Here is a 12,814-nt window from a genome sequence, read left to right as displayed (position 1 = left end):
GGGGGGAGGGTGGGCAACGTTGCACGGGGGGGATAGGCCTTGAGCTAATGGACAATGTTGCTACTTGGTAGCAAGATTGCAGTAAGAGCTTAGGAGGGATCATATGCCCGACGTGCAGAAAGTAAGCGTTGCCCTGACCAGTGAACAGGTGGCTGCTTTGCGCGCTGCTGTTGATGCCGGTGAGTACGCAACCACCAGCGAGATCGTCCGCGAAGCCGTGCGGGAATGGCAGTTCCGGCGCGAACTGCGGCAGGACGATAACCGGCGGCTGCGTCAGGCATGGGATGCGGGCAAATCCAGCGGCACGCCTGTACCGATGGATTTCGACAGGCTGCGGCAGGAAGCACAGCAACGCCTGAGCGAAGCACGCACGGCGAATGAGCATGCCGGTTGAGGTGCTTTGGTATCCGCAAGCCCGAACGGACTTGGCAGATATTTACGTGGTCATCGGCATCGAGAACCCGATGGCAACAGAGCGCACCTATGATGCACTGGAAATGCGTGCCCACCAACTGGGGCAGCATCCCAGGCTCGGCCCCCGCCGCCCGGATATTCAGACAAGTACGCGGGTGCTGGTCGAGGGGCCGTATCTCATCCTCTATGAAACACACCCCGACACAGACGAGGGTACGGTCGATCAGGTGACCATTGTCCGGGTCATCGACGGGCGCCGGGATTTAGCGGCTCTTTAATCGCCCCCCCCCATGCCCCGCAGCACAGGCCTGGTAATTGTCGTCCAGCGCCGGGGTCAGCAGCAGCAGAACCGTCAACCGCCGCACGATATCGCGGATGTGGGTCATTTCTTCGGTGGTCAAGGGGCGGCCCAACAATTCCACCTCTCGATAGGACAGCCATTTCTTGATCACCTGATACCCGCCGATGGTAAATCGCCAGACGGCGGCAGGCACAGCGGTCCAGTATGTGTCGGCGTTCAGGTGGATATCGAAACACTCCGTGCCCAGAAGCGACAGCGCCTGTTCCGGCGTGATGCCGTGGGCAGCGGCGGCAGTGGTGATGGCGGCCTGTTCGGCCTGGGTCCAGGGGCGGGGGCGGGCGTCGCCGGGGCCGGGCATGCAGGTATTGTTCTGTCCGCGATAACCCCAGCGTGCCTGTACCCGCCCGTTCAGGTCACCGGAAAGCGTCATGGATTTCATTTGCCCAACCAGGGACAGCAGGTCCGGTAACGGGTCCGCCGCCGATCCGCGCGTTACCCCCGGCACCGGGCTGGACATATCCAGCAGCGCCGCCACCCGCCGCCCTAGGGCAACGGACCGCAGCAGCAGGGCAGCGTCATCGGGCAGGGGGATGCGGGGCCAACTCTGACGGAGCGGGTCGGCGTTCAACTCACGATAGCTTGGAGAGTTGAGCGTTGCGGCAGCGTGGAAAAATATACAATCAGGCGGCAGCTTGCGGTCTGCCAGATACCTTTGCGACAGTTCCGAAAGGTTGTATAATGAACCGCTATCTATTGTCTCTGAAAGCAAACTGGCAACCTGATCACCACTGCATGTAATTGGAAAGTAACTTGACTGGCCATTGCCAAAATTGTCAGGCAACTGCTTTGTTATATAACCCCTATCAAAATTGTCCTTCGCCTGCTTTGCGCGGCATTCGAGCATGTAAGTATGCCCAAGGTCTACTTTGGTGAACTCGATGCGCTTCTCATCAAGAAGTTTTCCTTCTTTCTCCCAATATACCCAGCGCATATCAAACGGCCTATACTGATATCTGACAAGTGCGCCATGATCAATACCTCTCGAACGTAGAGCGCTCCTTATTCTCCTTGCATTGTAACGACTCCCAGGGGTCATTATTGATGGATAACGAGCGGTCATCTCCTCGTCATCCAAATCAGAAAAATACTCTTGCATTCTGTTCTTCAACCGCTCCAGGTCAATATCAACCAGAAAGTCATCCCGACTGGTTTTCACGCCCTGCCAGTAATGCGGCATCAGGTCAGGCAGGATGGGCCACTGGTTATAATCGGCGCGCACCTGCCCCGGCATGAAAGGCAAGCCCAGCGGCAAGCTGGGGGTGATAACCTCATAATGTTGCACACCATCTCCTTCGGCGGTGGCACGCAATTGTTCGCGCTTATCCCGACCCCAGAGGTGACGGAAGCGCACCTGGGCACGATAGGGTTGGTCTGGACTGGCAACTGTGGTGTCAACCTCATTCGGTTTGGCTTGACGCACACACAGGCCGATGGCGGTGCCCACGCCAATCCCCTCAGGATTTTCACGGGTAGAAAAGATCGACGGGTCGGGCCTGCCATCAGGGGTCCTCTTTCCGTTCTTATTCTTGTCCCCATTCAAACAGTCGATCCAGATTTCGTCGAACTGGTACAAAAAACTTTCACGCATGCCGGTGTACGATGGCCAGTCAAGCCATGATTAATTGGTAATCAAGCAAACCACGCCGAACCCGGTGCGTTCGGCAATGCGCCGTTCGGCCATACGCCAGAACCGCGCATAAGGATCGTTCAAACCTCGCCCTTCCGGTGGGCGCACGGCGCGGACCTGGCGCCATGGGTCTGTTAAACTCTTTTCCTCCGGCGTTACATCCACCCCGGCAAAGCCGTTATAGGGGGGATTGCCGATCACCACCCAGATCTGTTCCTCCCGCTTCACCCGCCCGGCGAAATAGCCATCATCCTCCAGTTCCGGCAGGGGGAGGCGTGGGCTGATACCGGATCTTTCATCCAGCCCGGTCAGGGCGTTTGTCAGAAGGATGCTGGGGAACTCGTCCGGGCGGTTGCTGTGCCCGTCGGACACGTTCAGCGGGGCGCGGTACAGATGTTCCAGGGCAAGCGCCACCTGTAAATGCGCCACTACCAGGGGGGCAGGCATGATCTCAAACCCATGGATGCGCTCAATTGCAGCGCGTTTCACCATGGAGCCGGCCAGATCACCCTCCCCTTCCGCCAGCAGGGTTTTGTGGATACGATCCAGGATGGCCAGGAAAAAGCTGCCCGTGCCGCAGCAGGGGTCCAGGACATGCACGCGGGGGTCTGCCAGCCCACGCTCTATGCCCAACTGGCTGCGCAAGGCCCAATCGACCCGCGCCACCATGTAATCCACCACCTCCGGTGGGGTGTACCAGACGCCCAGTTCCCGGCGCAGGTCGGGATCATAAGCCTCCAGAAAGGGTTCATAGAAATACTGGACCGCGTGATCCTCGCGGAACCGGCTGAAAAACGCGGTGTCGTCGACCCGGTGCAGCACGTCACAGGCCCAATCCAGCACATCGCCGATGCCCAGCCCTTCCAGGGCACCGGGGCGGTATACCTGTTCAAACAGGGCGCGGATCACCCGCAGCCGCAGCATCCAGGCCACACGTAACGGCGAGAATGTGCCGCGCTTGTCGCGGGGCACGGGTTGGCGTGCCCAGATGACCCAGCCGGAAAAGATGCCGTAGAACAACGTCTGGACCAGGGTGGACCAGAAGAAATGCATGCCCCGTTCGGTATCAAACCGGATGCCCAGGGCCGATTCCAGCGTCTCTCGCACGTCGTCCAGCCGGTCGATCAAGGGGCTGGCCCGGCCACCGGGTTCCAGAAGGTTGGGTTGACGCGACCTCGCCTTATCCTCTGCCGCCGCTGCCTCCAGCCGCGCGCGGCAATCGCGGGCCAGACTGGCCAGGATCAACGCCACGTCACGCGGCTGGGTCAGAGTAGCGTTCTGCAACAGCAAACGATGCAGAAATTCCCGGAAGCGCAGACGAATGTCGGCAGGCAGGCGCGACGGTGCAGCGGCCAGAGACCAGAAGGAGGATTCATCGGGGGCAAGGTCAAACCGCTCGCGCGTTTTACGGCGGCCGACCTCATCCTCGCCCACCACCAGGAAGCTGCGGAAATTGGTGACCAGAACCAGCCGATACCGTTCCCAATATTGGGTAACCTGCTCGCTGGCCTCCACACGCTCGATTGCGGTGTCGGGGGATTTCGCCTCCACAACACCGCGATCCGGGGGACGAATGGCCCGCACGCCTTCATTCGTGTCAAAAACAAGCTGGGGGGCCGTGAACAGCCCGAAATCCGGGCTGCCAGCCCCGGCATTGGCCAATTCACTGATGCAATGCACCTTGGGCTTCAGTGTGGCGCCCAGGTTGTTCAACAGGTTCTGCAGCGCGCCATAATGCCCACGCTCCCGCACAGATCCGCCGCTGGCCCGTGTGCGGTGCAATGCCAACAGATAGTCGTCAATTGCATCGGTCATCAAATCACCCGTGAATATCTGATCCCGTTGTAACCGATGTTGCCGGCCAACACGCCAGAAAATTGAAACGCGGCCTGCTTTGCGATGCCTAAAGCCCCCGTGCAACGTTGCACACCCCCTGCCCCACCCCACCCCCCAAAAGTTGACACCCCACCGTCAACTTTGTTGACAACGCCCCCTGCCCTGCCCCTTACTGCTCCCGTGGCAGCAAGAGGAAGACCCCATGTCCGGCGATGCGTTGAAGGCGTTTCGCAAGCGTAAGGAGCTGACGCAGGAGGCTTGTGCGCGGCATTTGAATGAGGCTCTGGGCCGGTCCTATGACAAGGCGCGGGTCAGCCGCTGGGAAAGCGGGAAGGAGCCGGTGCCGGATGCGGTGCTGCGCCTGATCGGGGTGGGCGCGCGGCCGGGGCAGGCGCGGGTGATTGCCTGTTCCAACCAGAAGGGCGGGGTGGGCAAGTCGGCGACGTCGGTCAATCTGGCGGCGTGCTTTGCGCGGCTGGGGTTCCGGGTGCTGCTGGTCGATGCCGATCCGCAGGCCAGCGCCACGGCCATGGTCGGTTGCGACATTATCGAGCTGGAAGAGAAGGGCGCCACCCTGCATGCGGTGCTGGTCGATGACCGGCCGGTGGCGGACACGATCATCCGGCTGAAAAGCTTCGACGTGCTGCCCTCGGGCGTGGCGCTGGCGGAATTTGACAGTGCCGCCGGGCTGGTGGGCCGCGAGACGCGGTTGAAGGCGGCGCTGGCAGAGGTGACAGGGGAGTATGACTGGATCCTGATCGACACGCCGCCCAATCTGGGCAGCATGACGATCAATGCGCTCAACGCCGCCGACCATGTCCTGATCCCCGTGGCCACGCGGCCGGTCGACCTGCTGGGCATTCCGCTGCTGTTGAAGACCATCGGCCGTGTGCGCCGCTTCACCAACCATGAACTGACGGTGCTGGGCGTGCTGCCCACCATGTATACCGAACGGCAGATGGTGGACCGCGAGGTGCTGGCCGACCTGCGCACCCGCTTCACGGGCCAGTCGGACCTGGGCCGCGTCTTCGCGCCCATCAAGATGAGCACGGGCATCAACCAGGCCGCCTATAACAATGTCATCGCGGTGGAGGCCCTGCCCGCCGACCACCCGGTCCAGGCCTATATGGAATTGGCGAAGGAGATTGCCTCGTGAAGCTGCAGAAGGGTAAATCCGCCTTTGGCCGGGCCATGGATGATGTGGCGGCGCGCGGCGACGGCTCCCTGATCTCCCGCGATTTCCCGCGCCTGATCGAGGTGGAGCACGCCAGGGTGCGCCCCCGTGCCGACCAGCCGCGCCGCCATTTCGACGAGGATGCGCTGCGCCAACTGGCCGACAGCATCGACAAGCAGGGCCTGCTGCAACCCATCCTGGTCCGCGCGTTGCCCGACCGCAAGGGCGAGTATGAGATCGTGGCCGGGGAGCGCCGCTGGCGCGCGCACGGGCTGCTGGGCCGCGCCACCATCCACGCCATCGTGACCAACGGCCAGCCCGAGGAAATCGCGCTGGTGGAGAACCTGCAGCGCGTGGACCTGTCCCCGCTGGAGGAAGCGGCGGGCATCCAGGCCCTGATGGAACGCCACCATTACACGCAGGAGGCCGCCGCCGGTGCCCTGGGATGGAGCCGGACACAGGTCAACCGCGTGTTGAAGCTGCTGACCCTGCCGGAAACGGTGCTGGCCGAATGTGCAACGTTGCACCTGTCACGCAACGCCATGGTCGAACTGGCTCTGGCGGCGGGGGAGGGGGAGCGCGAGCATCTTCTGTCGCTGCTGCGCCGGGGCGCGTCGGTCAAGGCCCTGCGGGAGGCGCGGGCGGCCGCGGCGGGGGCAGGGGAGGGGGCCACCCAAGCGCCAAAACCGGTCCCGGACAGGACAAGCCCGACACCCAAGGCCCTGTCCACGGCCGTCGCCCGGCTGGAACCGCTGGTCACCCGCTTCGCCGCATCGCCCCAGCCGCTCAACCCGGCACAGCGCCGGCAACTGGAGCAGTTGCGCGGGGAGATCGACAGGATTCTGTCAGTGATTTGAAATCAAAGGGATTTTTTTGGGGGTAGGGCAGGGGGTCAGTCCCCCCGCACCTCCTCCACCATCTCTTCCAGCCGTTCGAAATCCGGGACCAGCAGGCTGTTGCCCTGGCGGATGACGATATTGTCGCGCGACAGGTCGCTCATCACCCGCGCCACGGTTTCGCGGGTGGTGGAAACGCGCGACGCGATGTCGGAATGGATGGGGATGGGCGTGATCTCTGCCTTGCCATCGGGGCGCAGGCCAGCCTTGGCCAGGCGCAACAGTTCGGCATGGACCCGGTTGTTGGCGCCAAGCGTCGACAGGTCCATGATGCGCCCGGTGGAGGCGCGGACGATCTGGGTCAGCCGGTGCATCACCTTGGTCGCCACGCCGGGGTTGCGCGTGGCGGTTTCCAGGAACAGGCGCGGCGACATGAAGGCCACCAGCGTTTCCGTCAGGGCCACGATGCTGGCCGATCGCGCGCCGCCATCAATGGCCGACAATTCGCCCAGATAGCCGCCGGCATCGATATCATCGAAGGTGATTTCACGGCCCGACAGGGAATAGTTCACCACCCGGACCCGCCCTTCAACGATCAGGCAGACATCACGGCTGTCGGACGAGCGGTCGACGATCTGTTCCTGGGGGTGGAAATGCCGCCAACTGCATTGCCGCGCGATGGAAGCGCGTTCTTCCGCGGTCAGGCTGTGCAGCAGGTCGATCCGGTCGAGATTGGCGGTATGGGCGTCGCTCACGTCGGGTATCCACGGGTGGGGTCGGGTCAATGGAATGTATATCTAGGCCGCCCGGCTGCAAACCGCTACGGTTAGGGCGTTGTTTTTCCAGCAGCGATGATGGAGCAGGTGATGGGTGACGGCAATGGCGGACAGAAACCACGCGGGCTGGCGTTGTTTTCGGGGCTGCATCTGACATTGGCGGCCCGGCTGAAAGCCTATCTGTTCACGGGCATCCTGGTGACGGCGCCGATTTCCATCACGCTCTATCTGGCCTGGCTGGTGGTGGACGGGGTGGACCGGCTGGTCGACAATCTGCTGCCGGCGGCATTCCATCCGGATCAGTTGCTGCCCTTCACCCTGCCGGGCCTGGGCCTGTTGCTGCTGCTGGCCTTTTTGATCCTGGTCGGCATGGTGTCGGCGGGCATGGTGGGCAGCCTGCTGGTCCGACTCGGCGAGGCGATCGTGGGCCGCATGCCGGTGCTGCGCGGCATCCACACCGCCATCAAGCAGGTGTTCGAAACCGTGCTGGCCCAGAAGTCGGACGCGTTCCGCGAGGTGGTGCTGGTGGAATTCCCCCGCAAGGACGCCTGGTCCATCGCCTTCGTCTCCGGCACCACGCGGGGTGAGGTGGCCAGGGTGCTGGAGCAGGGCGGGGAGATGATCAATGTCTTTGTCCCCACCACGCCCAACCCCACCTCCGGCTACCTGATCTTTGTGCCGCGCGCGTCGGTGAAGCCGCTGTCGATGAGTGTGGAGGACGGGTTAAAACTGGTCGTGTCCGGCGGGCTGGTGGCGCCGGGGGAATGATGCCCGGTGGTTATTCTTTCCAGCGCCTCAGGCGCCGGCGCCAACATCCGTTGGCTTGGCTTCACGCGGCACGTGCCGCGCGGCGGCGGTCGCCGCCGTACCACCGGTCATGAATGATGACCGGTGGTTACTCTTTCCAGCGCCTCATGCGCCAGCGCCTAAAGGTCAAATAAGGTGGGTTCAGGCGGCCAGGGCCGCATGGTCGCGGCCGCCATTCTTTACCCGGTACAAGGCCGCATCGGCGCGTTGCAACAGGCCATGGCTGCTTTCGCCGGGCGATAGTTGCGCCACCCCGGCGCTGATCGTGTGGCGCCAGCCGCTGGCGAAATGTCCGCCGCGCGCCGCCGCACAGATCCGTTCCGCCACGGCCAGGGCCTGATCGCCGTCCGTATCGGGGCACAGGACCAGGAATTCCTCTCCACCCCAGCGGCCCACCGTGTCGGGCCGCCGCGTGGCGAGGCGCAGGACGCCCGCCATCTCGGCCAGAACCCGGTCGCCCTTCAGATGGCCCAGCCGGTCATTCACGTTCTTGAAATGGTCCAGGTCGATCAGGATGACGGACAGGGGCGTGCCCTGGCGCGTGGCCCGTTCCATTTCCACGGCAAGCTGTTCGTCCAGCCCGGCGCGGTTATACAGGCCCGTCAACCCGTCACGGCGCGACAGAAGGCGAAGCTGCCGGTTCACCTTGCGCAGCTTCATCCCCCAGGCCAGGTTGGACAGCAGGATCACCAGGAATACCGCCACGATGCCGCCGATCAGCCGGTAATCCACCGCCGTCTGCACATTGATGGCGACGTGGCGGTTGGCGATGGCGTTGCGTTCCTGCGGTGTGATGCTGGCGATGGCGGGGTTCAGCCGGTCCACCAGATCGGCATGATCCCGGGCGATGCCGATGCGCAGCTTGTTCTCATATCCCGGCACCAGGCCCGCGACCTTCAGGTTGAACCAGCCCTGTTTCTTGATGGTATGCACGGCCACCATCATCGACCGGATGGTCAGGTCGGCCTTGTGGTTGGACACCATCTCGAAGGTTGCGGCCTCGCTGTCGGTGGTGATGACATGCAGGTTGGGGAAGTCGCGGCGCACCCGCTCCTCAATCGCCGTTCCCTTGGGCAGCGCGATGGTCTTGCCCTCCAGCGCCGCCAGATCGGCCACGAAGGATTGTTCCTCCCGCGTGATGATGACATTGGGATCGATGAACAGGGGCTCGGTGAAGACCAGCCATTCATCACGCATGGGCGTCTGGTTCAGGAAGTCCAGGAACACACAGTCGCCGCGCTTCACCGCCGCGATGCTGTCGTCCCAGTCCTTTGTGCGCACCAGTGACAGGTCGAGCCCCGCCCGCCCGGCCGCAAGCTGCAACAGGTCGGCGGCGATCCCTTCATGCACGCCGTGCGCATTGATCACCTCATAGGGTGGCCAGTCCGGGTCCACGCAATAGGGGATCGGGGCGGGGGGCGCGGCGGCGGCCATGCCGGGCAGGGCCAGCCAGAAGGCCAGCAGAAAGGCTGCCCGGCCCCGCTTCCCCGCCGATTTCCAGAATGTGAACACCCGGCACGCCCCTGCTGCATATGGACCCACCTGCATACTATGGTCCACCGATCCGGAATGGAAACAACCATAGGGTCATATCGGGCGGGCCGGGACTGGCCCCTGCTGATACCAAGGTTCAATTTTGCCCCTTGCCGTGCGGGGTTACCCTGGCGCCGTCGTTGAAACCATTCCGTATCCCAGGCCTTTGATTGTTCCGGACCCGTTGCCGCCGCTTCCCCGGTGGCAGCGATCGGTGGCTTGCGGGCGGATATCGCCGGAAGCCGGGCGCATCCCCGGCCCTTGAACAGGGAGACAAGACGCCATGAAGCGCATTCTGCTGGCCACCTGCGCCGTGCTGGGCCTGGCCGCCGCTACGCCGACCTTTGCCGCCGGTCCCACCGACGCCGATCTGATGAACGACGCCGCCACCACCGGCGACGTGCTGACCTATGGCATGGGGCCGCAGGCGCAACGCTACAGCCCGCTGAAGACGCTGAACAGCGACAATGTGTCCAGGCTGGTGCCCGCCTTCTCCTTCTCCTTCGGTGGGGAGAAGCAGCGCGGGCAGGAGGCGCAGCCCATCGTCCATGACGGCACCATCTATGTCACCGGCTCCTACAGCCGCATCTGGGCCGTCGATGCCCGCACGGGCGAGGAGAAGTGGCAGTATGATGCCCGCCTGCCCGATGGCATCATGCCCTGCTGCGATGTGGTGAACCGTGGTGCGGCCATCTATGGCGACATGGTCTATTTCGGCACGCTGGATGCCAAGCTGGTGGCCCTGAACAAGGATACGGGCAAGGTCGTCTGGTCCAAGAAGATCGCCGATTACGAGGCGGGATATTCCTATACCGCCGCCCCCATGATCGTGGATGGCAAGGTCATCACCGGCAATTCCGGCGGTGAATTCGGCATCATCGGCAAGGTGGAGGCGCGCGACGCCAAGACGGGCGAGCTGGTCTGGTCGCGCCCCACCATTGAGGGCCATGTCGGGCAGTTGAACGGCAAGGACAGCACCATGACGGGCAAGCTGAACGCTTCCTGGCAGGGTGACATGTGGAAGCAGGGCGGTGGGGCCACCTGGCTGGGCGGCACCTATGATCCGGAAACCAAGCTGATCTATATGGGCACCGGCAATCCCGCCCCGTGGAACAGCCATCTGCGTCCGGGCGACAATCTCTATACCTCCTCCACCCTGGCCATCGACCCCAATACGGGCGAGATCAAATGGCATTTCCAGACCACGCCGCATGATGGCTGGGATTTCGACGGGGTGAACGAGTTCATTCCCTTCGACCTGAAGAAGGACGGCAAGATCATCAAGGCCGGCGCCAAGGCCGACCGCAACGGCTTCTTCTTTGTGCTGGACCGCACCAACGGCAAGTTCATCTCCGCCACGCCGTTCGTGTCGAAGATCACCTGGGCCAAGGGCTTCGACAAGAAGGGCCGCCCGATCTATGACCCGGCCAACCGCCCCGGCAACCCGGTGGAGGCGGCCCAGGGTGAGACCAAGGGCAAGTCGGTCTTCGCCGCGCCCTCCTTCCTGGGCGGCAAGAACTGGATGCCCATGGCCTACAGCCAGGATACGGGCCTGTTCTATGTCCCCGCCAATGAATGGGGCATGGATATCTGGAACGAAGGGATCAATTACAAGAAGGGCGCGGCCTATCTGGGCGCCGGCTTCAACATCAAGCCGCTGTATGAGGACCATATCGGCGTGCTGCGCGCCATCGACCCGGCGACGGGCGAGACGAAGTGGGAATATAAGAACAAGGCCCCGCTGTGGGGTGGCGTTCTGACCACGGCCGGCAATCTGGTCTTCACCGGCACGCCCGAAGGCTATCTGAAGGCCTTCGATGCGCAGACGGGCAAGGAAGTCTGGAAGTTCAACACCGGTTCCGGCGTGGTGGGCAGCCCCGTCACCTGGGAACAGGATGGCGAGCAATATGTGGCCGTCCTGTCCGGCTGGGGTGGTGCCGTGCCGCTCTGGGGTGGTGAGGTGGCCAAGTCCATCCAGCATATCAACCAGGGCGGCTCGCTCTGGGTGTTCAAGCTGCCCAAGGCGTAATGTTGTCGGCCTGAATGATTGGCCTTGTACCAATCTTCCTTGATCGTGACCGATCCAGTAAGATTGCGTGTTCCCTCAGACGCCGGGCGCCGCCATCCGGCGGCTTGGCTTACGGCACCACGCGGTGCCGGGCCGGCCGTCGCCGGCCTCCAATCTGCCAAGGGTAAAACCCTCGGCAGATTGGCCTTAGGTCAACATTTCGACCATTTGCAAACGGCCAAAGGTCCAGCCTTTGGCCGTTTGTCCTGTGACAGGGTGTCTGCCCCTCACACGGTTTCCCGTGTCTCGCGCAGCCGGTCGATGGCGGTCCAGATATCCTGGTTGCCGCGCTCGTGCCGGTCGGACAGTTTCTGCAGGTCGGCCGACAGGTGGCCGATGTCGGAATTGATCTTGCTGACCAGGATCTCGACCGCGCCAAAGGCCCGGCGACCAGCGCGGTCATTGGCGATATCGGCTTCGGCCCGGTCCAGCCGCGCCGTGATGCGGACCAGATCCAGCCGCAGGGACTGGACCAGGGCTGGCAAGCCATCAATCTCCCGTGCCTTGCCCGTCACCAGCCAGCGCACACCCGCGATGGCGCCGGCAATGGCCAGGGCAAGGCCGGCCCCGGCAAGGGTATCTGTGCTGAGCGGGTCCATCGGCGGCTCCGGATCTGGGGTCAGATCCGGAGTATGGGGGCAGGGCAGGGGGATTTCAAGAATTTATTCCTATAATTCCAGTGGCACGAAATCATGACCGATGGTCACGCTTTCGTGTCCCTCAATCGCCGGCGCCAGCATCCGCTGGCTTGGCTACGCCGCACGAGCGGCGCGGCGGCAGTCGCCGCCGTACCAATCTCCCTCAGGTGCCGGGCGCCGCCATCCGGCGGCTAGGCTCACGGCGCACGTGCGCCGGGCCGGCGGTCGCCGGCCTGATACGACCAGCCGGCTAGGCTTTCGGCTTCAGATAGCCATGCATGCCGATCCAGCGGACAAAGGCATCAAACCATCCCGTGCTGGTCGTGACCTTCTGATACATGCCGAAACCATGGCCGCCCTGTTCGAACAGGTGGAATTCCACGGGCCGCTTCGCGGTCCGCCAGCCATCGATCAGCCCGTATCCGGTATTGCCGAACAGGGGATCGTCGGCCGCCAGACCCACGAACAGGGGCGGGGCGTCCGGCGGCGGCGGCATGGCGCCCAGGGGACCATAGATATTGCCGATGAAGGCCGGCTTTGCGTCCTGGCCGTTCAGCGCGGTGGCCATGGTCAGCATGGCCCCGGCGGAAAAGCCCACCATGCCGATGCGGTCGGGATCGACCCGCCATTCCGCCGCACGCCGCCGGATCAGGGCGAAGGCAGCACGGGCATCGGCGATCTGGGGCGCCAGGCCGGCCATCATGGCCTCCGGCGGCGGGCGGGTGGGCCGGGCGACGCCGGAGA

12 protein-coding genes are annotated in these 12,814 nt (G+C 63.5%); 6 read left to right on the top strand and 6 right to left on the bottom strand.

What is annotated here, in order from left to right:
• Positions 1-103: 103 nt before the first annotated feature.
• Together KBA48_RS29240 and KBA48_RS29235 are read left to right on the top strand one after the other, a co-directional pair.
• A complete protein-coding gene (locus tag KBA48_RS29240) occupies positions 104-394 on the top strand; it encodes a type II toxin-antitoxin system ParD family antitoxin (RefSeq protein ID WP_292912218.1) in 291 nt (96 codons plus the stop codon).
• Positions 378-692 carry a type II toxin-antitoxin system RelE/ParE family toxin gene (locus tag KBA48_RS29235; RefSeq protein ID WP_292912217.1) on the top strand — a complete coding sequence of 105 codons (315 nt, stop codon included), beginning with the start codon at positions 378-380 and terminating at the stop codon, positions 690-692. Before KBA48_RS29240 ends, KBA48_RS29235 begins: the two co-directional genes overlap by 17 nt.
• Here the strand turns inward: KBA48_RS29235 and KBA48_RS29230 are convergent.
• Together KBA48_RS29230 and KBA48_RS29225 are read right to left on the bottom strand one after the other, a co-directional pair.
• Positions 678-2,363 carry a type ISP restriction/modification enzyme gene (locus KBA48_RS29230; RefSeq protein WP_292912216.1) on the bottom strand — a complete coding sequence of 562 codons (1,686 nt, stop codon included), beginning with the start codon at positions 2,361-2,363 and terminating at the stop codon, positions 678-680. The genes KBA48_RS29235 and KBA48_RS29230 overlap by 15 nt on opposite strands.
• A gap of 30 nt (positions 2,364-2,393) precedes the next feature.
• On the bottom strand, positions 2,394-4,217 hold the full coding sequence (locus tag KBA48_RS29225; RefSeq protein ID WP_292912215.1) for an N-6 DNA methylase: 1,824 nt from the start codon (positions 4,215-4,217) through the stop codon (positions 2,394-2,396).
• A gap of 223 nt (positions 4,218-4,440) precedes the next feature.
• Here KBA48_RS29225 and KBA48_RS29220 point away from each other — a divergent pair, with 223 nt between their 5' ends.
• A complete protein-coding gene (locus KBA48_RS29220; RefSeq protein WP_292912214.1) occupies positions 4,441-5,394 on the top strand; it encodes an AAA family ATPase in 954 nt (317 codons plus the stop codon).
• Positions 5,391-6,269 carry a ParB/RepB/Spo0J family partition protein gene (locus KBA48_RS29215; RefSeq protein ID WP_292912213.1) on the top strand — a complete coding sequence of 293 codons (879 nt, stop codon included), beginning with the start codon at positions 5,391-5,393 and terminating at the stop codon, positions 6,267-6,269. The genes KBA48_RS29220 and KBA48_RS29215 overlap by 4 nt, the downstream gene beginning before the upstream one ends.
• Positions 6,270-6,304: 35 nt before the next feature.
• On the opposite strand, the gene KBA48_RS29210 is transcribed toward KBA48_RS29215, so the two are convergent.
• Positions 6,305-7,003: a Crp/Fnr family transcriptional regulator gene (locus KBA48_RS29210; protein ID WP_292912212.1), complete on the bottom strand. Its 699-nt coding sequence runs from the start codon at positions 7,001-7,003 to the stop codon at positions 6,305-6,307.
• 111 nt (positions 7,004-7,114) lie between these two features.
• Here KBA48_RS29210 and KBA48_RS29205 point away from each other — a divergent pair, with 111 nt between their 5' ends.
• Entirely contained in the window at positions 7,115-7,792 is a 678-nt protein-coding gene (locus tag KBA48_RS29205) for a DUF502 domain-containing protein (RefSeq protein WP_292912211.1), read from the top strand.
• 180 nt (positions 7,793-7,972) lie between these two features.
• Here KBA48_RS29205 and KBA48_RS29200 read toward each other — a convergent pair whose 3' ends face one another.
• Positions 7,973-9,343 carry a diguanylate cyclase gene (locus KBA48_RS29200; RefSeq protein WP_292912210.1) on the bottom strand — a complete coding sequence of 457 codons (1,371 nt, stop codon included), beginning with the start codon at positions 9,341-9,343 and terminating at the stop codon, positions 7,973-7,975.
• Positions 9,344-9,647: 304 nt separating this feature from the next.
• Here KBA48_RS29200 and KBA48_RS29195 point away from each other — a divergent pair, with 304 nt between their 5' ends.
• Complete coding sequence (locus KBA48_RS29195; RefSeq protein ID WP_292912209.1) at positions 9,648-11,393, top strand: methanol/ethanol family PQQ-dependent dehydrogenase; 1,746 nt, start codon at positions 9,648-9,650, stop codon at positions 11,391-11,393.
• A gap of 266 nt (positions 11,394-11,659) precedes the next feature.
• On the opposite strand, the gene KBA48_RS29190 is transcribed toward KBA48_RS29195, so the two are convergent.
• Entirely contained in the window at positions 11,660-12,031 is a 372-nt protein-coding gene (locus tag KBA48_RS29190) for a hypothetical protein (protein ID WP_292912208.1), read from the bottom strand.
• Between the two features lie 289 nt (positions 12,032-12,320).
• On the bottom strand, positions 12,321-12,814 hold a 494-nt coding region (locus KBA48_RS29185), incomplete at its 5' end, for an alpha/beta hydrolase fold domain-containing protein (protein ID WP_292912207.1).

The sequence above is a fragment of the Niveispirillum sp. genome (genome assembly GCF_017996735.1).
GTDB lineage: Bacteria > Pseudomonadota > Alphaproteobacteria > Azospirillales > Azospirillaceae > Niveispirillum.
Note: the sequence above shows the minus strand (reverse complement) of the source record. Positions and strands in the feature narration are given on the sequence as shown.